General features: G+C 51.8%; 17 protein-coding genes. 2 read left to right on the top strand and 15 right to left on the bottom strand.

Going from position 1 to position 21,034, the window contains the following annotated elements; genetic code table 11:
• Positions 1–126 precede the first annotated feature (126 nt).
• Complete coding sequence (bluB, locus tag ABC395_RS05320; protein ID WP_413001303.1) at positions 127–774, top strand: 5,6-dimethylbenzimidazole synthase; 648 nt, start codon at positions 127–129, stop codon at positions 772–774.
• A gap of 103 nt (positions 775–877) precedes the next feature.
• Here the strand turns inward: bluB and ABC395_RS05315 are convergent, their stop codons facing one another.
• The 15 genes from ABC395_RS05315 to ABC395_RS05245 form a co-directional block, all read right to left on the bottom strand.
• Positions 878–1,675 carry an NUDIX hydrolase N-terminal domain-containing protein gene (locus ABC395_RS05315; RefSeq protein ID WP_413001301.1) on the bottom strand — a complete coding sequence of 266 codons (798 nt, stop codon included), beginning with the start codon at positions 1,673–1,675 and terminating at the stop codon, positions 878–880.
• Between the two features lie 14 nt (positions 1,676–1,689).
• The gene (locus ABC395_RS05310) at positions 1,690–2,691 is read right to left on the bottom strand and encodes an MBL fold metallo-hydrolase (RefSeq protein WP_413001299.1); all 1,002 of its coding nucleotides are present in this window, start codon (positions 2,689–2,691) and stop codon (positions 1,690–1,692) included.
• A gap of 40 nt (positions 2,692–2,731) precedes the next feature.
• Positions 2,732–4,177, bottom strand: coding sequence for a CoA-acylating methylmalonate-semialdehyde dehydrogenase (locus ABC395_RS05305; protein WP_413001297.1), 1,446 nt, complete (start codon positions 4,175–4,177; stop codon positions 2,732–2,734).
• Positions 4,178–4,186: 9 nt separating this feature from the next.
• Complete coding sequence (locus tag ABC395_RS05300) at positions 4,187–6,130, bottom strand: hypothetical protein (protein ID WP_413001296.1); 1,944 nt, start codon at positions 6,128–6,130, stop codon at positions 4,187–4,189.
• Between the two features lie 27 nt (positions 6,131–6,157).
• Entirely contained in the window at positions 6,158–7,159 is a 1,002-nt protein-coding gene (locus tag ABC395_RS05295) for a cysteine peptidase family C39 domain-containing protein (RefSeq protein ID WP_413001294.1), read from the bottom strand.
• 30 nt (positions 7,160–7,189) lie between these two features.
• Positions 7,190–8,203, bottom strand: a complete 1,014-nt coding sequence (locus tag ABC395_RS05290; protein ID WP_413001292.1) for a hypothetical protein — start codon at positions 8,201–8,203, stop codon at positions 7,190–7,192.
• Between the two features lie 66 nt (positions 8,204–8,269).
• Positions 8,270–9,514: an LL-diaminopimelate aminotransferase gene (locus tag ABC395_RS05285; RefSeq protein WP_413001291.1), complete on the bottom strand. Its 1,245-nt coding sequence runs from the start codon at positions 9,512–9,514 to the stop codon at positions 8,270–8,272.
• A 70-nt stretch (positions 9,515–9,584) separates the two neighbouring features.
• Positions 9,585–12,473 (bottom strand): AMP-binding protein, encoded by a 2,889-nt coding sequence (locus ABC395_RS05280; RefSeq protein WP_413001289.1) that lies wholly within the window; start codon positions 12,471–12,473, stop codon positions 9,585–9,587.
• A gap of 1 nt (position 12,474) precedes the next feature.
• Entirely contained in the window at positions 12,475–13,194 is a 720-nt protein-coding gene (locus ABC395_RS05275) for a class II aldolase/adducin family protein (protein WP_413001288.1), read from the bottom strand.
• A gap of 43 nt (positions 13,195–13,237) precedes the next feature.
• Positions 13,238–13,495, bottom strand: a complete 258-nt coding sequence (locus ABC395_RS05270; RefSeq protein ID WP_009677174.1) for an acyl carrier protein — start codon at positions 13,493–13,495, stop codon at positions 13,238–13,240.
• A gap of 30 nt (positions 13,496–13,525) precedes the next feature.
• Entirely contained in the window at positions 13,526–14,800 is a 1,275-nt protein-coding gene (locus tag ABC395_RS05265; RefSeq protein ID WP_413001286.1) for a cation:proton antiporter, read from the bottom strand.
• Between the two features lie 19 nt (positions 14,801–14,819).
• Entirely contained in the window at positions 14,820–16,517 is a 1,698-nt protein-coding gene (locus tag ABC395_RS05260) for an NAD(P)/FAD-dependent oxidoreductase (RefSeq protein ID WP_413001284.1), read from the bottom strand.
• A gap of 42 nt (positions 16,518–16,559) precedes the next feature.
• Positions 16,560–16,811 carry an acyl carrier protein gene (locus tag ABC395_RS05255; protein WP_413001282.1) on the bottom strand — a complete coding sequence of 84 codons (252 nt, stop codon included), beginning with the start codon at positions 16,809–16,811 and terminating at the stop codon, positions 16,560–16,562.
• Between the two features lie 15 nt (positions 16,812–16,826).
• Positions 16,827–17,786 carry a hypothetical protein gene (locus ABC395_RS05250; protein WP_413001280.1) on the bottom strand — a complete coding sequence of 320 codons (960 nt, stop codon included), beginning with the start codon at positions 17,784–17,786 and terminating at the stop codon, positions 16,827–16,829.
• A gap of 256 nt (positions 17,787–18,042) precedes the next feature.
• Positions 18,043–19,368, bottom strand: coding sequence for an MFS transporter (locus tag ABC395_RS05245; protein WP_413001278.1), 1,326 nt, complete (start codon positions 19,366–19,368; stop codon positions 18,043–18,045).
• 142 nt (positions 19,369–19,510) lie between these two features.
• Between ABC395_RS05245 and ABC395_RS05240 the strand changes: the two genes are divergently transcribed.
• A complete protein-coding gene (locus ABC395_RS05240; protein WP_413001276.1) occupies positions 19,511–20,974 on the top strand; it encodes an aminotransferase-like domain-containing protein in 1,464 nt (487 codons plus the stop codon).
• The last annotated feature ends 60 nt before the right edge of the window (positions 20,975–21,034 follow it).

Here is a 21,034-nt window from a genome sequence, read left to right as displayed (position 1 = left end):
GTTCCATTGGCAAGAGATTTTTGTCAAAAAAAATTCATAATAGGAAGGAGATTTGCACTCCTTCTCCATTTTAGCCAAACCCGTACGTCCCAAAAAAGCATATAATGGAAAAGGAGGTGAGCAGACATGTTTAGTAAGGAAGAAAAAGAAGCGCTCTATAAAATCATGTATACCCGGCGTGACGTCCGCACATTCCGCAGCGATCCGATTTCGGATGAAACCGTTATCAGGCTGCTGGAAGCCGCCCATCATGCCCCTTCCGTAGGGTTTATGCAGCCTTGGAATTTTATCCTGGTGACGTCGGATGAAATCAAGGAACGGCTCGCCTGGGCGGCCGACAAAGAAAGAAGGGCACTGGCCATTCATTACGAAGGGGAGCGCCAGGACCGATTTCTGAATCTGAAAATCGAAGGACTGAAGCAGGCGCCTCTGACCGTGTGCATTACCTGTGATCCGACGCGCGGAGGTTCTCATGTTCTCGGACGCAACTCCATTCCCGAGACGGACATGATGTCCGTCGCGTGCGCCATCCAGAACCTGTGGCTTGCCGCTTGCGCGGAAGGACTCGCGGCCGGCTGGGTCAGCTTCTACAAGAAGAATGATATCCGCGATATTCTGGGAATTCCGCCCCATATCGATCCGCTCGCTTTAATCTCCGTCGGTTACACGGATCACTATCCCGCCCAGCCGATTCTCGAAACGGCAAACTGGGAAAAGCGCCGGGCCTTGGACGGCCTGATCTACCGCGAAACGTGGGGACAGCACGAAAATTAAACAAGGGAGTATTCCGTCCGGAATGCTCCCTTGTTTTTTTGTAGCGTCGCGCTATGCGGTTGTAAGGCATGCGGGTGCTGCAGCCGCAGTACTCGGCCGTGTGTTACCGGGCCGTTCCCGCCGCCGTATGCCCCTGTTCATTCCGGCTCTTTTCCAGGTAGTCCGCGGCAAAATGAAATCCGTGCCCGAGCAGCAGAGGAATGACTTTCTCTAACGTACGAACAGTTTCTTCCCGGGTTCCTCCACCGTCATGAAGCAGAATCATGCTGCCGGATTCCGTCTTTTCCTCGATAAGACGAACCATGTTGTCCACCCCGGGGAAAGACCAATCATACATTTCGAGAGCCTCGGACCACATCATAATTTCATTACCACGAGCACGGAGCAAATCGATAGTCCCCTGATTCAGCAAACCGTACGGAGGGCGGAAAAGAACGGGCGCAAAACCGACGGCATCCCGTATGGCTTCATCCGTCAGGGACAGCTCCTCGTTCAACTCTTTCTCATTAAGGAGGATCATGAAAGGATGGGTGTAGGTATGGTTGCCGATCGCATGCCCTTCATCCACTATCCGCTTAACGATGTGCGGGTGCTGCCGTACCCTTTCTCCCATTAGAAAGAACGTGCCGGTGATGCCGTATTTTTTTAAAAGATCCAGGATTTGCGGGGTATAAACCGGATCAGGGCCGTCGTCAAACGTTAAATAAATTTTGTTTTCCCCGTTCGGAACTCTGCGAGGGAGATCCTCATGCGGCTCTGTGTAAAGAGAAAGCATCTCTTCCGCCACTCCCTTAATAACGGCGTATCTTTTCAGATCACAGCTGTCCGAGGCATAAGTAAGGCCCGCTTTTGCAGTTACGAAGATATAATGTGCCCAGTCCACTATTTTATTTGCTTCCAATGGTCCTCATCCTTTCATGGGTTCCGATTAGCATGTGCGGGTGCACGCCTGTAATAAAGCCGCCCGTCCGCTCCCGCTTCCGCCGGTTCAATCAAATTGAGACTCTGCAAATAATTCAGGCTGGCCAGCATTTCAAACAGCTTAAAGCGGAGCTGCTCCGCGTTTACCGGCACAAAGAACACGAGACAGCACAATTCAAAGGCGGTCATCGGCTTGTCCAGGCGGGCCAGTATGTCGTCGATGCGCTGCCGGTACTGGGCCGCAATGTCGGCCGCACGGGCGTTGTATTTACGGAAAGGAATCATATGCCCCGGATAAGCCTTCCGGACAGGCAGCTTGGCATGTTCCTCCAGCGAACTGAAATAGGAGCCAAGCGGATTCTCGTCAAACCCGAGCGTGAAATTAAGGTTCGGCAGCATTTTCGGAATCACATGATCCCCGCAGAAAACGAGCTGCTCTTGTTTGTCGTACAGACAGAGATGTCCTTCCGCGTGGCCGGACACCAGCTCGGCTTCGAAGATCGACTTACCGAGCGCAAGTTTATCGCCTGCCCGTATAAATTCCGCATCCGGATGGACATTCACAGACTTCACGTAATGTTTCAGCTCCGGTGCGGTAACTTCCAGCAGATGCCGTGGAGCTCCGTGCCGGGCGAAAAGTTCCAATACCTCTTCATCGTAAACGGAATCCGCCGACCAAATCCGTGAGGCCTGAAGGAAACAGGATTCCGGCATCCGGACCGGGGCCCCCGTCACTTCCTGTAGTCTCGCGGCCAATCCGTAATGATCCACATGATGATGACTGATAATAATGGAGGTGATATCTCGCGGAGAAATCCCCAGATGTCTCCAGGCCTGCTGCCACAAGCCGAATGTTTCTTCATCGGGCATTCCCGCATCAAGCAGCGTGTAGCCGTCTTCCCCGCGGATGAGATAAGCGTTCAGCCACTGCAGGACACTGCCGACAGGCAGCTTTACACTGACAATCTCCTCGGTTTCCCGCTTAAGCAGCTCCATTCGTCACGCTCCTTTCCATCTGCGCCGCTTCTGGCTGTACTCAGGCTTTCACGGTCATTACCTTCTTGCGCGTATAAAATTCAAGTCCGTCTTTTCCGTTCACATGCAGATCGCCGTAAAAAGAGTTTTTGTAGCCGGAGAAAGGGAAAAGCGCCGTCGGAGCAGGTACGCCGATGTTCACTCCCAGCATTCCAGCGTCTATTTCCTCGCGGAACCGTCGGACGGCAGCGAGCTGTCCGGTGTAAATGCAGGCCCCGTTGGCAAAAGAGGAGCGGTTGGCAAGCGCAATCGCTTCTTCCAGATTGTCCGCCTGCATAATGGACAGCACGGGCGCGAAAATTTCATCCTGCCAAATCTTCATGGCCGGCGTAACTTCATCGAAGACCGTCGGTCCGAGAAAATAGCCTGCGCCCGAAGCGGCCCCGTCTTTCCGGCCGTCCCGCAGCAGAACGGCGCCTTCCTGTTCGCCTGAGCTGAGATATTCCAGCGTCCTGTCCTTGTGGCTTTGGCGGATAAGGGGACCCAGTTCCGTCTCCTTCTCCTCACCGTTGCCGATCTGCAGCCGGTCCGCCGCGGCAAGCAGTTTTTGCTTCAGTCCTTCGCGGTCTCCACCGACCAGAACGACGACGGAGCAAGCCATGCACCGTTCACCGGCAGATCCGAAAGCCGACTCGATAATGCTTTTGACCGCCAGATCTTCGTCCGCATCCGGCATAACGATGGAATGATTTTTGGCTCCCGCAAGAGCCTGAACTCTTTTGCCGTGATGTGCCGCCGTTTTGTACACGTATTCCGCAACCGGCTGCGAGCCGACGAAGGAGACGGCTTTAATCTCGGGATGCTCCAGAATGCCGTTCACCACTTCGCGCGCGCCGTGCACGATATTGAACACGCCGTCGGGAAGCCCCGCCTCCGTGAACAGCTCGGCCAGCCGGTTGGCAAGCAGAGGCGTACGTTCGGACGGCTTCAAAATGAACGTATTGCCGCAGGCAATCGCCATGGGAAACATCCAGCAGGGAACCATCATGGGGAAATTAAACGGGGTAATGCCTCCCACTACCCCAATCGGGTAACGCAGCATAGTGGTTTCTACACCGGTTGCCACATCCGGAGTGATCTGTCCCATCATCAGGGACGGAATACCCGCCGCGAATTCCACGCATTCGACGCCGCGCTGAACCTCCATGTACGCATCCTGCTGGGATTTCCCGTTCTCCCGCGTGATCAAAGCGGCAAGCTCGTCCCAGGCTTCAACGAGAAGCTGCTGGTATTTAAAAAGAATTCTCGCCCTTTTCTGAACGGGTGTGTTTTTCCACGGCAGGAAGGCGGCCTTCGCCGCTTGAACAGCCTCATCCAGATCTTTACGGGTTGACAGAGGAACTTGGGCGATAACCCCGTCGTCAGCCGGATTATAGACCGTTTCCGTCACGGATGAAGAAGATTCCTGCCAGCTGCCGGATATATAGTTTTTCAATAAAGTGGTCACAGAAGCATCTTATCTCCTTTCGGCTTGCACATGATTTGATAAGCGCGAGCTTTGAATCTTCACGTAGCGGATACAGTAAGAGGACGGAAGGAGCGGCTCGTCCGGGATGCTCAAATCCCCTCCGTCCAGAGGCGTATCCAGCGTTACCCGGAACGGCCTGTCGCCTACTTTGAATGCGACGGTTTTCACCTGCGCTGTACGATACTCAAAAGGCTTTTCTGCCGCCGTTCCGTTTATGGAAAGGCGTAAGGTTCCGTTATCCGGATCAATGGACAGCGCGCAGTCATACTCGGCGCCCTCTTCATAGGTTTGTAAAAATACGCGGCTTTCTTCTTGCAGCACTGAAATACGTCCGTCCGTACTCCACTCGAGTCCGATGGCCGCTTCTCCCCTGCCGTCGGTCAGCTCGATCGTAAGCGGTACCGTTCCGATGGCAAGGGGCCGGATACCGATTGTCACATCCGTTTGAAGATCGGCCCGGAAGACGAGGGCTTTCTCGACTTTGACGTAGTCATAAGGGTCACGGCCGCTCAAGATAAGCCCGGAGTCTTCCTGCAAGCGGATCTCCGACCATTTCGGCTGATATACGCTCCAACGGTCGAAATCCTCCAGTCCTGAGCCTGGACGATCCGGTATTTCTCGGCTCTCTTCTGTCCCATGAGATAACCGTTTGTCCGTTACATGATCCCGTTCGGATTGTGAATCGGCCAAGTTATGCCCGGACGAGGCATATCCATGAAGCGAACCATTCGCATCCGCACCAGGCTCAGCGGCCGATCCGGCCTCTTCTTGGGGCTCAGTCTCCAAGGGCACCGGTATGCGGGCCACCCAGATGTCCTCTTTGTTCATGCTGTAAGTGACCCAGATTGCATCCTGTTCAGGCGTGCCGTTTCCGGGCGATATTCCGCGGACATAATTCATCCCGTAAAATTTATAAAATCCCGTATAGCGGCGGGGAGGAGCTTCGCCTCCGATTAACCGGAGCTTGTCGAAGTGAAGCCCGTCCTCACTTACGGCTGCGGCCAGCGGCCAGCGGTATGCGTTGTTCGGGTTGGGATTGTACAGCAGCGCATATTTGCCGTCCGGCGTTTGCTGGCCCCACAGCTTGCTGCCCGCTGTAACCAGACCGTCGATCTCACCGGTCTCTGTCCAGCTTTCCCCGTTGTCGGGGCTGAGCGCGTATTTGCCGTTTTTACCGATTCCGGCCACCTTGTTGCCCGGTAAGGGATAGCAGCTCAGCGCTTTATAACCCGTAAGCGGATAGAAGCCGTCCTCGCTCTGATCTTCTTCCCACCACTGAGCCGTCACCAGCTTATCCTGCAATAATAGACGGCATGCCTCGACGAACTCTTCATCCGGCGATTCCGTGTACAAAGGATATCCGGTGTTTTCGGTATTCCATCCCGCATGAACATTCAGCCGGATGAAATAGATCGGCCCCATGGACCCGTCCGGGTAAATCTCGCGTACGACCCGGCCGATTCCTCTGCCGTCATTAGGCATCACGGAAAGTTCCGGACTGATACCGTAAAAGCCCAGTGTCAGAAGTCTTCCGTCCACTGTAGTATAGAACCCCATACGCTGATGCATGACGGAAAGGCTGCCTTTCGGCAGATCGGTCCCGTCGGGTCCGATGTACACACCGGCCGGTATTTCATAGGAAGGGAACGCAATCGCAGGCTCGGTCCATTCTCTGCCGTCGGCCGAACTGGTGATCATCGTCCGGGCGGGAGGATGATTCTCTTCCACGGGACATGTAATGTACTGCAAATAAAACCGCTGTCTCCAGAATGCCAACATTGGCGCGTTATGAAAGGTCCAGCCGGGACCTCCCTCCAAGTCAGGCATAAGCCTGCAAGCCCGCACCGCCTGGTAATGCCGGACACCGGGTACAGGCCGGAGCCGGCCGTGATGCTGCGATACCTCTACTTGTTCCGTACCGGTATATTTCATCTTTTGGCCGTCCTCCTTAGCTTCTTCTTAAGATTCCTTAGAGAGAGCTGCGGCGCCGGTAGTTTCGAGAAGCGCCGACCAGTAATTCCTCTCCCGGTAAAGAAGCGGAACCGCTAAGGTCATGAGCTGCTCCCTGTTAAATCTTCTCTTCAATGAGAATTTCGCCTTGATAAACACATTTTTCGCCTTGAACCAGCCCAGGGCCAACTCCTCAAGCTCCCGGTCAAGCGTCTGAAAATCAGCTTCTTTTATAAAACCCGAATCGAATAAATAGCGCAGCATAAGCCGGTTACCCGCCTGCCTGCTTTCGATAATATTGACGCCGACCAGACCGTTGGTCATGCTCTCTTCGAACTTATCCGCTTCCGGTGTACCTTCCCACAGATGCTCTGTCTGCAGGCTGTCCAGCTCTCCGATCAGCCTCTCCGCGTGGCGGCTCAAATCGGAAAGCTTGAATTCGTAAGGCGGAATCTCTTCCTTCAGCCGGATCAGAGAACAAGGGGGCTCCTGATAAGCCGGATTATTTTCCGTTTGCGAACTGAGAAAAGCCTCCTGCAGACGCTCGGGCGGAACTTCAAAATCCCGGAAACCGTTGATATCGTCATCCAGTACCCGGTATACCGAACGCTCCGCATCGTAACCCGTGATTAGCGAGTAATGGTACCAGTGGTACTGTTTCCATGCGAGTGAGTTCGGAATCCAATGAAATAAATCCACATGGACGACCGGAAGTTGACCGCTGTCCAGCAATTCGCAGATTTCTTCCCCGATTTCCTGAGAATTCCGAAAAATGTATGGCTCCCATTCTCGGATAAACGAATTAAAAACCTCATTCTGATACTCAAGCGGATGATCCATCGTTAAATAAGTGAATGCAGGATCAGCTGCTACCTGATACGTATAGTGATTCAGATAAGCCGCCGTCCGGTAGCTGGAATCGTTAGAAACGGCAATGGAATACACCGTATTCGACACGCAGTTCATCCAGAAGTCGTTAAACGGGTGGAGAGATTGGTTAGACGTCAACACAGCGCGCTCCCTTCTTGATCAAGATGAAAATCATCCCGGTATCATAGCCAGTCTTTCCAGCCAAAGCTCCAGAACCTGTTTTTCTTTCAGCGCCATCGCATCGAGACTTTGTATGATCTGTTCGATCAGACGCGCGCTTTGAGTGAGCTCGTATTTGAGCAGCTTGTTTCTTAAGTTGAACAATTCCTGTTCCATTAGCCCGTATGCTTCCTGTACGATGTCCAGTCCCGAATGTACGGCAATCCCGTGATCCTGCATGTACTGCAGCCGGACCCCCATAACTTTCTTGTGCTCCCAAAGGATATGAAGGTAAGCGATATTCGTTACGACAGCACCTTCTCTGTCCAGAATGCACCTCAGAGACTCCACAGCGCTTTTGTAAACATCAAGTCCGAACACCAGCCTGGAACGTTCGGGAAGTGCGGCTCCGGTATGCTTGTCCGCCGAGTCCACGTACTGGGTCAGAAGCGGTATCACCTTGTCCAGCTGGAATTCCGGTTTGAAATCTTCTCTCGGCTTTAACAGGAAAACATCCGTAACGGGAGAATGGATAATCCCTTTGGCAATATCGGCGAAAGGGACAATTGAAGAAGCGAAAAGTCTGCTTTTGTTAAAACCAAGAATCTGAAAAGTTTGCTCTTCCAGATCGTAGCCATAGATGAGCGCTTCCTGGACCACGTGTTTCTTTCCGTAAAAAGGATTGTCCGCCACAAAATATTTATCTACATAGGCATACACGTATTGGCCCCGGTCAATGGCTTCCACCGCCTGCCGGTGAATGTCCTGCTCTTTTCCCGCCGCTTCCGGCACTATGGTCAGCACTTCACTGAAACAGCTGGGCTCATCCGCGTTATAGAAACGGATTTCCGCCGCTTGTTCTTCCCGGGTCCTGGTCAACGAATAAGCCTGCAGCTGTATAAAATTGTTGAGCATCCACGGCATATAAGAATCGGCCGGACCGAGTATACTCAACGGAAACGCGTAATACATGCGTCCATGGATCGGAGGTATCTCCACAGGCAGCATTTTAGATCCGGTTTTCACGCGTCTTCACTCCTTCTTCGAATTGAGGGCAGCCTTCTGTCATCCCCATACCGCCTCTGCGCGGGATTACCAGATGTACCGGAGTCCGTGCAGCCTCGATTTAAGCTCGTCGATCAATGCTCTTTCTTCCTCTTCGCCTTCCGCTTCGAATGTAACGGAGAAACGTACATAGGCGCCCGCATCGTCCCAAGGCACGGTGGAGATCAGCTTTTCCGTAATCAGATATTGGGAAAAATCCTCCGCACTATCGAAATGCGGCCCATCTTCTATGCCCTTGGGAGCTTGCGCATATAAATAGAAGGTCGCTTTGGGCTTCCGTACTTTAAAGCCGACCGAGCCTAAAGCTTCAGCCAGAAGGCCGTGCCGTCTGGAATATTTGGCTGCGGTAGCTTCCGTAATTTCCGGATGGTTCAGGCAGTAAATGCCCGCTTTCTGAATCGCCAGAAATTGTCCGGAGTCATGATTGTCTTTCGCGTAAGAAAATGCTTTCAGAACAAGTTCGTTGCCGGCCACGAAACCCAGCCGCCAGCCTGTCATGTTGAACGCCTTCGACAAGGACTGAATGGCAACGCCAACATCCTTGGCTCCCGGAACGGACAGGAACGACAGCGGCGGTTCACCGTCGAACGTCAATGCGGCGTAGGCCTCATCGGATACGACGATAATTTCGTTTTCTCTGGCAAAGCGGACGACTTCTTCGTAGAATGCCCGGGTAGCCACGGCGCCGGTCGGATTGTTCGGGTAATTGAGATAGAGCAACTTCGCTCTTTTCTTCACCTCGTCGGATAAAGCATTCAGATCGGGCAGATAGCCGTTCTCTTCCAGAAGCGGCATTTTGACCACTTCCCCGCCCAGCCACTGGGTGTGGGTGCCTATAACTGGATAACCCGGCACGGTCATCAGTGTAATGTCTCCCGGGTTGATGAATACGGCCGGAATCTGGGCGAGAGCAGGCTTGGAGCCGATACAGTGGTTGATTTCGGTCGCAGGATTAAGTCCCTCTACACCATAGACCCGTTCCATGTATGCGGCTGCCGCTTCCTTGAAGTCAACCGACCCGTTATCCGAGTAAAACCGGTTTTCACGTTTGGCCGCTTCTGCGGAGAGAACGTTAACGACCTCCTTGTCGGCCATCCAGTCGGGCTCCCCTAATCCCATGTCAATGATAGGAATACCCGGTTTCTCCTTCAAAGCTTGAGCCTTCGCCCGCTTAATTTTCTCGAATTTGTAGACCTCGTTACCTTTGCCGAACTTATCCCCGCCGACGCGGTCCGCAAAGGACTTTTGAATGTAATCTTGAAGAACGAGCATGATTATCCCTCATTTGTGTGGTTTTATGGAGAACCGGCGGTCTGCCCGCCGGTGCCGAGCTTGCTTTTGCTTATGACAGTGAGTCCGCCAATTCCTTGCGTTTGATTTTGCCGACTCCGCTGCGCGGAATGCTGTCTACCGTAACAAACTTTTGCGGCAGCTTGAAAGGTGCCAGATACTGCTGGCAGTGCGCGATAAGATCGTCGATCGTCACACCGGAATCGATAACGACGAAAGCTACCGGATATTCGGTCGTTTTCCGCTCGTTCATGACACCGACAACGGCGACATCCTGGACGCCGGTCAGCTTAAGCAGGACATTCTCAACTTCGAGAGGGTCCATCTTCTTACCGGCGACGTTGATCATGTCGGAGGAACGGCCGTTAATGTACAGGTGGTTGTTTTCTATAAACCCTCTGTCCGTGGTCTGATAATAACCGTCCGGCGAAATGACGAACGGGAAGGAAGCTTTATAATAGCCTTTGGCCATGGAGGAGGAACGGACTTGAATAATGCCCGATTCGCCGTCCGTAACGGCAAAGCCCTCTTCATTGACGATCCGGATATCGACACCGGGAACCGGCGTACCCAGCGAAGCTTCTTTGCTGCCGTTATTGAACGTGCAAGGACCCGCCTCGACGATCCCGTAATAATCGCAGATTTCCATGCCGGTTTTATCCAAAAACGCCTGCTTTACGGCATGGTGGAGCGGAGCCGCAGAGGACAAGCACAAGCGGAGATTGTGTCCCGGTTTGCAATATTTCGAGTTGTTCAGCAGATCATAGACGACCGGGAAGGCGACCAGAATCGTGATGTTTTCCTTCGATACCGTTTCCCAGATCGACTTCGGTGTAATCTGCTTCGCGATAAACAGGCAGGCGCCCGATACGAATACGGCAAGCAGGGAAGTATTGAATGCGAGTCCGTTATGGAACAGCGCGGTTACCTGAACGTTGTCAGAGGAACTGATCCCGGAAGCCTTCGCCCAGTTCACTCCGGCATTGATCACGGCATCGTGGGTGAACATCAGGCATTTGGGACGGCCTGTCGTACCGGAAGAGAACCGGCAGGTCGCCACATTCGCAAATTCGTCCTCATCGAACGAATCGAAACTCTCTTCCCGCAGCTGCACCTGAATGCGGCCTTCGCCGTCAAGAGTCAGAAGGGAACCGATGTTGTAGTAAGAGCAGAGGTTGTCCACCTCATCCTGGGTAAAAGTGTGATCGATAAGCATCGGGATGTAGCCTTCCAGAAGAAGACCATAGTAGGCGAACAAATAGTTCGGGCAGTTCTTCATGGAAATACCGACGGGATACTGCTTCGGAATCTGCTGTTTGATCCATGCGCCCGTCTTCTCCACCTGGTTCCAGAACTGGTGGTACGTGTAGCTTTCATCCGCGTATCGGATCGCTTCTTTCGTTCCGTATTTCTGTACCGCTTCATACAGCTTGTCGATGATGCGCTCGTTTTGAGCGGGCGAATCACCCTTTACCACTTCGCTGTCTTTCGGTTTGTTGAGATAGTAGCGGTCCATTTTAACCTTGAAGGCGGAGTTCACGTCATCTTTGCCCAGCGTACCCGAGTAAAGCAGGTCCATGTTTTCCCCGAGATTAAACAATTCTTTCGCTTCTTCGTCGTAATAACCGCCGATGGCGGAATAACCCAGCTTCAGTTCTCCCGACTTCAGATAGATCATTTGAGCCAGAATTCCCATATCCACCAGTCTTTGCTGATACGTATAAAAGTTTTTGTCATTCACCTGGGACTTATCGATCGCAAAGAAGAACAGGACCGAAGAATCGTGCACGAATTCCTGATCGAAGCAAAGCTGAGTCGAACGGGCTCTGAAATCGCCGGCCTTAATCATTTTCAGTTCGCTTCCGTTGAATTCGTAGGTGCCCGGGATCATTCCCTCCACGGCATGGACGACGCAGAATATGCGGATCGGCATACCGAGGCTGTTTACAAATTCAAGCAGACGGATAAAATCGTGACGCGGAATCTCAACCGGCAAATAGGAAGAACTGGAGCGGCGCTCGATGATCAGGCGCAGCATCTCATTGTAATCGTTCCATTCCGCCGGGATGTGGTGGCGTACCGTCCAGTCCTCAGACGGCTGCTGATTCTGGAGAGACTGACGCACCTTTTCCTGGTACAACCGGATCGGCTCCCAGTCAAAAGCGGACAAACCGCTGTCGAACGTAGTGATGCACCGGCTTTCATAGTTTCCGCGATAGGCCTGCTGCACGGCCCTTGGTTTGGTTTCATGCTGCTTGACGGCGATAATGCCGACCGGTTCCTCGTGGCTGTCCAGATGAAGCAGCGTTTTGATATGCTGATCTTTGCATGCGGTATACGTGGTAAAGTCTACGCCGAGCGAATGAAAGATCGTTTGAAAATTCGCCAGAACATGGCCGGCGTCGATGAAACTGAAACGATAACCGCGATGGGAGTATTTCCAGCAGCTGCGCCAAGGGACGGCCGAAACCATGATGTAATAATCCGCGTCCTGGTCCTGTGGAAGAATCGCCTCATCCAGCAGGAAAAGAGAATCGGCGCAGGCGATTTTATGAAGGGAAGTATTAAGAGGCGAGTAATAGTAAATGCCCGGCTCCACACCGTCCAGCGAACGGACGATCACGTACACGTCGACAGGGTAGCAGCCTCCGGCAGACGGGAACGACCATAGCATTTCGGACTGGTAGCCGTAAAATTTAACCGACGTGACACTGAAAGAGCTGAGCAGCACCTGCTCCAGAATGCTCAATCCCGTTTTGGGCAGCATATCTTCATTGGTTTTGTTAAAAACGGATGTTTTCAGCCGGGTATAAGGACCTTCGAAGTTTTTATGTCTCTCGGGGCGGGGAGACTTGGAGAATTTGCTTCCAACGTATTCCCGGCCTTTTAAATTGTAGAAAATGGACAGGGCGTCCTCTTGAGTTAACAGTTGATTGGTCATGTTATACTCCTACCAAGTGGTTTTTGGAATGGGGATTAAAGTGCCGGTCCGCTTTCCTGCACCAGTAGGCCCAGTACTCCCGGATCGCTGTCGCGCCGAAGATGATTTTGCTTTTCATTTTGATCTCGTGGCCTTCCGTCCATGTATAAGGAACACCTGTGGATTCGGCGATAAGCTGCAGCTTGCACGCGTTCTCCAGAACGGCTGCCCAGCAGACCGTTTCCGGAATCGTTTTACCGGCTGCGACAAGACCGTGGTTTTTGAGCAGCAAGGTGTTGCTTTTTCCGAGCGACTCGGCTACCTGCGCCGCAATATTCGGATTTGTTACCGTATTTGTAGTCAGCGTAAAACGCTGCGTGTTCATAATCGGGGTAGCATCGTGCGTAACCGGACGAAGATCCAGATCCGTGGCGCTGAAGATCATGGAATACGGAGGATGCGAGTGAATAATGCAGTTCACGTCCGCCCTCGCTTTGTAGGTTTCCGTGTGGAGCGGCCATTCCGAAGGAATATGCCCCTCGCCCTTCAAACGGTTGCCTTCGGCATCGATGAGGATAAAATCGTCCGGCGTCGTTTCTTCCCAGCCGAGAAATCCTTTCCGGATCCAGATGTTTCCCGTTTCGGGGTCACGGTATGAAATTTGCCCGTTGTTAATGTCGTTATGTCCCTCCAGGTACAAAATTTGAGAGGCATACACCATCTCTTCAATAAACTGGCTCACTGATTTTAGTCCCCTTCCGGTTGAAAATAATTAACGTACATAGTTATACAGAAATTTTCTGTACTTCCTGTTCAATGAACTCCGCCAGACGGGAGATAGAGTTGAGCACTTCCGGACTGATTTCTTCCACTTCAGTCTCAATATCGTAAGCTTCTTCCAATAGAACGACGATTTTGATCTTCGCCAGAGAATCCAGTCCCAGTCTTCCGATATCGTCGCCTACTCTTTCCAGATCCTCAGGCGTCACATTGCCGTCCGAGGCCTCCATAATAAATTGTTTGATTTTGTCTTGAATATTCATCGTTTTCCCACCTTCTTCAGATTGATGTTCCTATCCTCCGTCCTCTGTACGGTACTGGACTTTTGGAGGGAATACCGTCGAAGCCGAACGGGACTTGGTCCCCATGGATAAGGAATAGATCGGCATTGCGAGAGCGGTAGTCACTAGCGCCATCAGTACGAGCATGGCGTAAAGCTTGGGCGTGATGATTCCGTAAGTCATCCCGATATTGATGACGACCAGCTCCATCAGTCCTCTGGCATTCATCAACCCGCCGACTGCGGAAGCTTCCCTCCAGCTGAATCCGATCTTTCTCATATAAAGCGTACATCCGCCGTATTTGCCCAGAATGGAGCAAAGGAGCAGGATAAGGAACGGAACCAGCATATCGGCGCTGAACAGATCCAGCAGGTTCGTCTTCATACCCGAATAGGCAAAATAAAGCGGGAGAAAAAAGACGACGGTAATGTCCCTGATTTTGAAGTTCATTTCGCTGAGAAACACTTCGCTGCGCGGCATGGCCAGTCCCAGAATAAAACAGCCGAAGACGGCATAAATGCCGATGTATTCCGTGACAAAGCTGGCTCCCAGAGTCAGCAGCAAAACGGTGGCCAATCCCCCGTGCGATAAGAAGCCGGCCTTCTGGACCTTTGCGCCGAAACGTGCCATGAGCGGTTTGACGACGAACAGGACGATCAGAACGAACAAAATGGTGTACAACAGAGTCGACACTCCGGTGAACATACTCTTGGCTTGTACCATGACGATCACGACAGCCAAAATACACCACGATATGACGTCGTCTATGCTTCCCGCCAGCATAGTAAGCGAGGCGAAACGGGTCTGAAGCAGCCCCTGTTCTTCCAGAATTCTCGCCAGCATGGGTATAGAGGTAATGGATAAGGCTACGCCCATGTACAGAAAAAATTCGAGCTGGGTGATCTGCTGCTGCGCAAGGGACGCGTACAGGAAGAGGGAGATTCCTCCCCCAAGCAGAAAGGGAGGAATAATTCCCGATGAAGCGAGCATACCGGCCTGCCGGAACGATTTCCGGTCGATGCCTTTCATCTCCATACCGACAAGCAGCATGTACAGGCACAGGCCGAAATTGCTTAAAATGTAGATTACATTTCCGACATCCGCATTAAATACCGATTTGCCGATCTCGGGAAAGAAATACATGAAGCAGGTCGGTCCGAGAAGAATCCCCGCTACCATCTCCCCGATTACGGAAGGAAATCCCAGCAGGACCGCCACTCTCGCCATAATCCTCGCAGACGTAAGAATGAGAATAAGAGCGATCATTACATTGAGAAGTAGATGCATGATTTACGGCCCCCCGACGCTATACCGTCGCAACGGGAACCTCATTGGAAGCGGGCTCCTTCGTTCCCTTCAGGAAAGATTCGTCGATATCGAAATACAGTTTCCGGATCGTTTCCGGCGCCTGCTGCGCTCCCCACATAACCACTTCATAAAGGGAAAGCATGTCCATCTTCGAAATGAAACGCCGGTCCGGGTTCAAAAATTCATACTGATCCGGAATAAAGCTCTGCACTTCTTCGTAATAGCCGTAAATCCGCTTAGTCGCTTCTTCCGTAGAAAGCCCGTGATCGCGGACCGCTTCCACCGTCGAGGCCACCTTTTCAAACAGAGGCTGGAACTCCGCAAAATCCACGCATAAAGAGCCGATGAAAGGAGCCTTCTCGATATCCAGCAAAATTTGCATGTCTCTTTCTTTGTAAAATTTGGAGAGAACCTGAGTCAGGCGAAGAGAGGTAAAAGCTTGTCCAAGCGCCCATACGCGGTACCAGGCGTTCCAGAGATTAAAGTCACGGAAAGCGGTGTACGAGCAGGAAACGAGGCGGTCGTTGGTGTCATAAGATTGCTGGATGATCCGGGAAACCGGTTCAAAGCGCTCTTCATTGAAGTCGTCTTCCCTTACGGCGTCGATTAAGCGCTGGGCAAGCGAGTTGATCGTTTCCGTCGTGATGGCAAGACCCCTGGAGAACAGCGGATCGATAAAGGCGGAAGCATGTGCCAGCAAGCAGAAACGTTTGCCGATAACTTTGCTTGCGGAATATTGAAGCCGGCCGCCGCTTGAGATCCACTCTCTTACCGGTTTGGCGTTTTCGAATTGTTTTTTGACATCGGGGTAAGCTTCGAGGAAGTCGGCAAATTCTTCTTCAGGCTTTTTGCTCGGAACGTTGTCCGGATTGCGATTCAGGTCGTATTGAAGACCGACGCTGCATAGGATACTCGTGGATTTCGCGTTGTTGTCAAACGGGATGACCCACAGCCAGCCGCCGTCAAAGATATGATGCAGCGTACCGTTATGAATCCGGTTGGGGAGCTTGTGCTCATCTTTATTTGTAATTTCGTCGAACGGTTTCACGCCGACCATGTGTGTGAACAGGGACCGGGAGTTCGTTTTCATCCGGGACGGCTCTTCACGGAGGCCAAGCCGCTTCGCCAATACGGAGTTGAAACCGCTGGCATCCACGATATACTTGGCGCTGAACTCTTCGTTCGCCGTCGTTTTGATATTAACGCCATCCTCGTGAAAATCGATATCGGTGATCATCGTCTTCTGCTTTACTTTGGCGCCGTATTTAATGGCTACCGCCATCATGTAAGCATCGGTGTCCTGTCTGAACAAGTGAGCTTCGGGCCCGTACGGGATATTAGGAACCGGCAGCTGCGTGCTTTCTTTCGGATTCTGGGCTTGTCCCTCACGGTGATAAAAGAACGAGAAATTGCGTTTTGTTCCGGAATTCGATGTGATATGATTTTGAACAAACGGAAGTGTGCTGCAGTGCATGATTTCAGGCACATCGTAGCGCTCGGCCATAATCCGCATCATAAAAGACGTAGCGGGAATCATGGATTCCCCGATAACGAAACGCGGATGAGTCGCCGCATCGATAACCAATACGCTGATCTGCTGTCTGGCCAGGATTGCGGATAGAATCGTTCCCGCGATTCCTGCCCCGATTACGATAACATCATAGTTTTTTGCTGTTCCTGTTGCTTTGTTTTCCATTAAAATGAATGCCCCTTCCTTATTTAAAATCCCGTTTTTTGGCTAAGCGTTGGCTTTCTCGGCCACATTCGCGGACACGAAGTCCACCATGTTCTGAATCGTTTTAATGTTGTAAAATTCCACGCTTTCCTCGTCGATTTCGAGATCGTAAAACTTAATGATCTCCAGCATCGATTTAATCAGGGTTAACGAGTTTAGCCCCATCGTTGTCATATCGTCATTGCTTCCGATCTGGTCGACGGCGATGTCCGACTGTGTAAGAATTTCTCTGATTTTCTGCTCAATTGGATTCATAAAAATTGATTCCTCCTATATTTTCTGTGCCAGCAGTTTCTCTTTAAGGGTCTGGATCATTTGAGTTTCAATTTCGTAGAGTCTGCCGCATGCTTCTGTAATTTTGGGAACACTGATTTTCCCGAGAATTTTGTAATTGGTAATCAGCTTGCGGATTCTGTCGGTCAATTGGATGCTTTCATTTAAAGAGTCGCGGATGGAGGTTTCAATGTTCATGGCATCGAGGAATCGGCTGAACAGCAGCCGGGAGCTGTAAAGGAAGAAAAACGCATTCTGGTACGCCTCCAGTTCTTCTTCTGCCTTGGAGAAGTCTTCACGGTTGGCTTCCAGAAAATCGACAGCCTGCTGGTAAATTTTAAAATCGTCGCGGCATTCGTGAACCCACAGCTCGAATTTCGCTTTGATTTGGTCCAGTTCGGGATTGGCCGCTCGTTCGCGGTCGATGTCGAAAATCATGATTTCTTTGACAAATTGTTCTACGGGATTATCGTCATAAGCTTTTTCAACCGTTTCATGGGGGTAATAGTCGAAGAAATCCGGCTGGGCATGGTCCTGGATGAACCATTTCTTTCCGCCCTCGTGGCTGAGTTGGGAGATCATCATGCAGTGGGCTTCATGCTTTTGGAGATAAGTAAAGGTGCGGTGTTTGAAGTAGTACCCGTCGATGAAGAAAAATACGATTTTCCCCTCATCCAGCGCTTCGATAATTTTCGGCTCCGCTTCTTGAAACGTTTCGATTCTCTCCTGGCGTAATGTCAGGCCGAAATGATGAATATCGTCTAAAACGTGTTTTTTGTCGTGAAATAGCCAGCGGTTGTCCCTTTTTTCGATAAAATGATCGTAGACGTTACTGGTATCTTCCAAAGCGCCGTAAAACATATATTCAACCGGAATGCCTTCTGCTTTCCAATAGCTGACGTAATGACTCTCCACACAGTTAAAAAAATCCTCATCGTACCTTGGTATTATTTTCATATTTTAATATCAACTCCTTGGTTTTCTATTAATATCCATTTTGTGCTTAAAAAAAAGGGCTGCCTATGTCGACACCTCGCTTTCTTCACCTTCTCATGCTGCGTCATAGACTATATATCTCCAGCGCACATCATAGAAAACGACGGCACAGAAATATCCAAGCAGGATCTCTTACGAAATGTAATCGTAAAGCCGGACTTAAACCGCCTGTCAAGCGGAAGCGGGGCCTTTCCCCGCCTCTCTTGAAAGTTACTGGTCAGGCGCCGACCTCGCCGGTAAGAACAGGAGTTTTCTTCGCCCCGATTCCTTTGCGGTAAAGGACGAAATATCCCGCGGCGGCGATTAAGCTGAAAACGGCGTTGGCAGCAATCAGGAATTGATAGTTATCCGCAAGGTCGAAGTTGAATCCCCCGGCAATTGCCGCGATAACTCCGCCAAGCTGATGAATGAGCAGGAGAATCCCCGTCTGAAGTCCGATTTGTTTCTTTCCTTCATTCAATGCTTCTCCGGCAACGAGAATACCTCCGGGCACAGCGCCGAGATAGGTCGCTCCGAAAATCAGCGAAAAGAGAATAGGAGAATAATCGAAGTGGAAGAACAGGATCGCGAAAGCGGCAATACGGAAGAAATATAAGTAAGCAAGTGCTTTTACACGCGGCATGTAGTCCAGAAGAATGGAGAACGTGACGCCCCCAACCAGTTCCAGAAGTCCCAGCAGGCTCAGGGACGAAGACATCATCACATCCGGCACGTGAGCCAGCTGATGAATGGCCATCAGGTTCATTTCGACGGTACCCATGCTGATACCGCAGGTAAGCAGGGCGAACATAATGACCAGCATAACCGGGCGGGTCAGGTAAAGCAGGAAAGCCTTGAAGCCTTCCGACATTTTCTTCAGGGAAAAGACAGGTTCTGCGGGAGCCGGCGGCTGTTCTTCACCGGGTTCCTTATTTGTAGGAGACGATGTGTCCTGTACGGATGCTGCCGGCGCCTCTTCTTCGGCTGCCTCTTTGTTGGAACGGACAATCAATAAAATCAAGGGGATAAACGCGAGCGAAATAATAAACAGCACGGTGTATACCGTTGTCCAGCTCAGCCAGCTTTTGTTGCTGACAAGGACTGGAGTGAGCACCGCCAATCCGAGAGAGCCGGCACTGCCAATGATCATTAACGCTTTGGCGCGGTGATGTTTAAACCAGTTTGCGACCAGCACATAGCTGGCCGAGGCCCCTATACCCGCTATGCCTGTAATCAATCCGAACCCGAGGAAATAACCGATTGGATTGCGGAAAAGCAGAACGATAGCCAGGGAAAGCAGGTTGGCGATCGCGCTATAAATCATCACTTTCTTGTAGCCGATTTTGTCGATCAGCCAGCCCCCGAGCGGAGCGCTGATTGCGCCGATAAAAATGGCCGTGGACCAGGTGGCCCCTAGAAAGCTTCGTCCTACGCCCAGCGTTTCCGAAATGTCCTTCTGGTAATACGCCATGACGAACCTGCCCAAAGATCCGACAAAACCGAACACCCATAAGAATGCCAGAAGAAACCAGGCATATTTTTGCTCTTTGAACAGCAATCGCATCTAACTCCTTTCACCCTTGTCATGTAGTAGCAAGTAAGTTCAGTATATCGCCTAAATTATGTAGACACACCAGCCAATCCCAGTTTTTTTCCCCATCCAATCCCCTCATGGGGTATAATAAACGAAACAAGGAGGGTTAGCCATGAATATGAGCTGGAAACCGCGGCCTTATGACCACACCCCTATATTTCGTCAAATTTGTACGTATTTCAAGGAACAGATCTTAAAAGGAGAGCTCTCGCCAGGCACCCGGCTTCCGACAGAAAGAGAGCTTGCGCTCCAATTGTCCGTCAACCGGAGCACCGTATCGGCCGCATATGAAGAACTCCGGGCTACGGGTCTGGTTTACTCGGTGCAGGGGAGCGGAACCCGGGTCAGCGAAAGCCTCTGGGAAACTACCGTCCAGACCGCGCCGAATTGGGATCATTATCTGGGACGGCGGTTCTTCAATCCCAATGCGGCCATAACCGACAAAATCGGCGAAGCCGCCTCCATACCCGGCATCGTGAACATGATCAAGGGGGAGCTGGCCCCCGATTTGATGCCGCTTGAGCTCCTCGGCGAACTCGCGTCTCAAATCGACTACACGCAGGCGTACAGCTACTTCTCGGATAACCGCGGGGAACCGGCCTTGCGGGCCGCCCTGTCCGATTTTATGAAAACCCGGTCCGGCATCTCAGCCTCTCCCGAAAGCATCCTGGTCACGGCAGGAGTGAAGCATTCGCTCCAGCTCATCTCCAACACCCTTCTCCAGCCCGGAGACGCAGTCGCTCTCGAAGGACCTTCCTATATCTATGCCATGCAGGTTTTCTCATCATCCGGTATCCGCATGTTTCCGCTTCCCGTGGACGAACACGGCCTGATTCCGGACGAACTTCCGCGTCTGGTCCACAAGCACAATATCCGCATGGTTTTTACGAATCCCACCTATCAAAATCCGACAGGCACGACGCTCAGCCCGGCACGGCGCGCCAAGCTCATCGATCTGTGCGAGCAGCTTCGCCTTCCGCTCGTGGAAGACGATCCGTACGGCCTGCTTCATTTGTCAGGCTCGCCGCCCGTCCCGCCTTTAAAGTCATTGCCCGAAGGGGACAAGATTGTCATCTACCTCGGAACGCTGTCCAAAATCTCGACGCCCGGCATGCGTACCGGCTGGATTGTGGCTCCCCCGCCGGTAATCGCCAAACTCGCGGAAACCAAAAACCGCATGGGCTACAGCTCCAGTCACGCCGGAGAACGGCTCGCTCAGCTGTATGTAACCTCTCCTTCGTCCGTTCCATCCCTGATCTCCATCCGCGAAGCTTTGACGGCAAGAAGAAATACTATGCTGAACGCGCTGCAGCGCGAGCTTTCTCCGTATGCATCCGTTTTTGGCGGAAATCAGAACGCACCGGGGGGATATTACGTCTGGCTCAAGCTAAATTTGCCTTTGGAAGACAAACAATTGGTCGACCTGGCTGTAAAAGAAGGCGTCATGCTGTGGCCCGGAAGCATTTACGGCATGAAAAAAGGCTTTTTCAGACTCACCTACGCCTCAATAGGAGAGCACGAAATCGTCGAAGGGATACGCAGAATACGGCGCGCTTTTGAAAAGGCGGTCCTATAGCCGCTTTTCCTCACCGCAGGTGTAACCGATCCGCCCGTAATCCGTATGAGTAGGGAGACT

This window comes from Paenibacillus canaveralius, from assembly GCF_047238265.1.
In the GTDB taxonomy this organism is placed as follows: domain Bacteria; phylum Bacillota; class Bacilli; order Paenibacillales; family NBRC-103111; genus Paenibacillus_F.
Note: the sequence above shows the minus strand (reverse complement) of the source record. Positions and strands in the feature narration are given on the sequence as shown.

Excerpts from the sequence above, each read along its gene's own strand:
- bluB (WP_413001303.1), top strand. The coding sequence starts at position 127 with ATGTTTAGTAAGGAAGAAAAAGAAGCGCTCTATAAAATCATGTATACC.
- ABC395_RS05310 (WP_413001299.1), bottom strand. The coding sequence starts at position 2,691 with ATGGAGCTGCTTAAGCGGGAAACCGAGGAGATTGTCAGTGTAAAGCTG.
- ABC395_RS05300 (WP_413001296.1), bottom strand. The coding sequence starts at position 6,130 with ATGAAATATACCGGTACGGAACAAGTAGAGGTATCGCAGCATCACGGC.
- ABC395_RS05285 (WP_413001291.1), bottom strand. The coding sequence starts at position 9,514 with ATGCTCGTTCTTCAAGATTACATTCAAAAGTCCTTTGCGGACCGCGTC.
- ABC395_RS05280 (WP_413001289.1), bottom strand. The coding sequence starts at position 12,473 with ATGACCAATCAACTGTTAACTCAAGAGGACGCCCTGTCCATTTTCTAC.
- ABC395_RS05270 (WP_009677174.1), bottom strand. The coding sequence starts at position 13,495 with ATGAATATTCAAGACAAAATCAAACAATTTATTATGGAGGCCTCGGAC.
- ABC395_RS05265 (WP_413001286.1), bottom strand. The coding sequence starts at position 14,800 with ATGCATCTACTTCTCAATGTAATGATCGCTCTTATTCTCATTCTTACG.
- ABC395_RS05260 (WP_413001284.1), bottom strand. The coding sequence starts at position 16,517 with ATGGAAAACAAAGCAACAGGAACAGCAAAAAACTATGATGTTATCGTA.
- ABC395_RS05255 (WP_413001282.1), bottom strand. The coding sequence starts at position 16,811 with ATGAATCCAATTGAGCAGAAAATCAGAGAAATTCTTACACAGTCGGAC.
- ABC395_RS05250 (WP_413001280.1), bottom strand. The coding sequence starts at position 17,786 with ATGAAAATAATACCAAGGTACGATGAGGATTTTTTTAACTGTGTGGAG.
- ABC395_RS05245 (WP_413001278.1), bottom strand. The coding sequence starts at position 19,368 with ATGCGATTGCTGTTCAAAGAGCAAAAATATGCCTGGTTTCTTCTGGCA.
- ABC395_RS05240 (WP_413001276.1), top strand. The coding sequence starts at position 19,511 with ATGAATATGAGCTGGAAACCGCGGCCTTATGACCACACCCCTATATTT.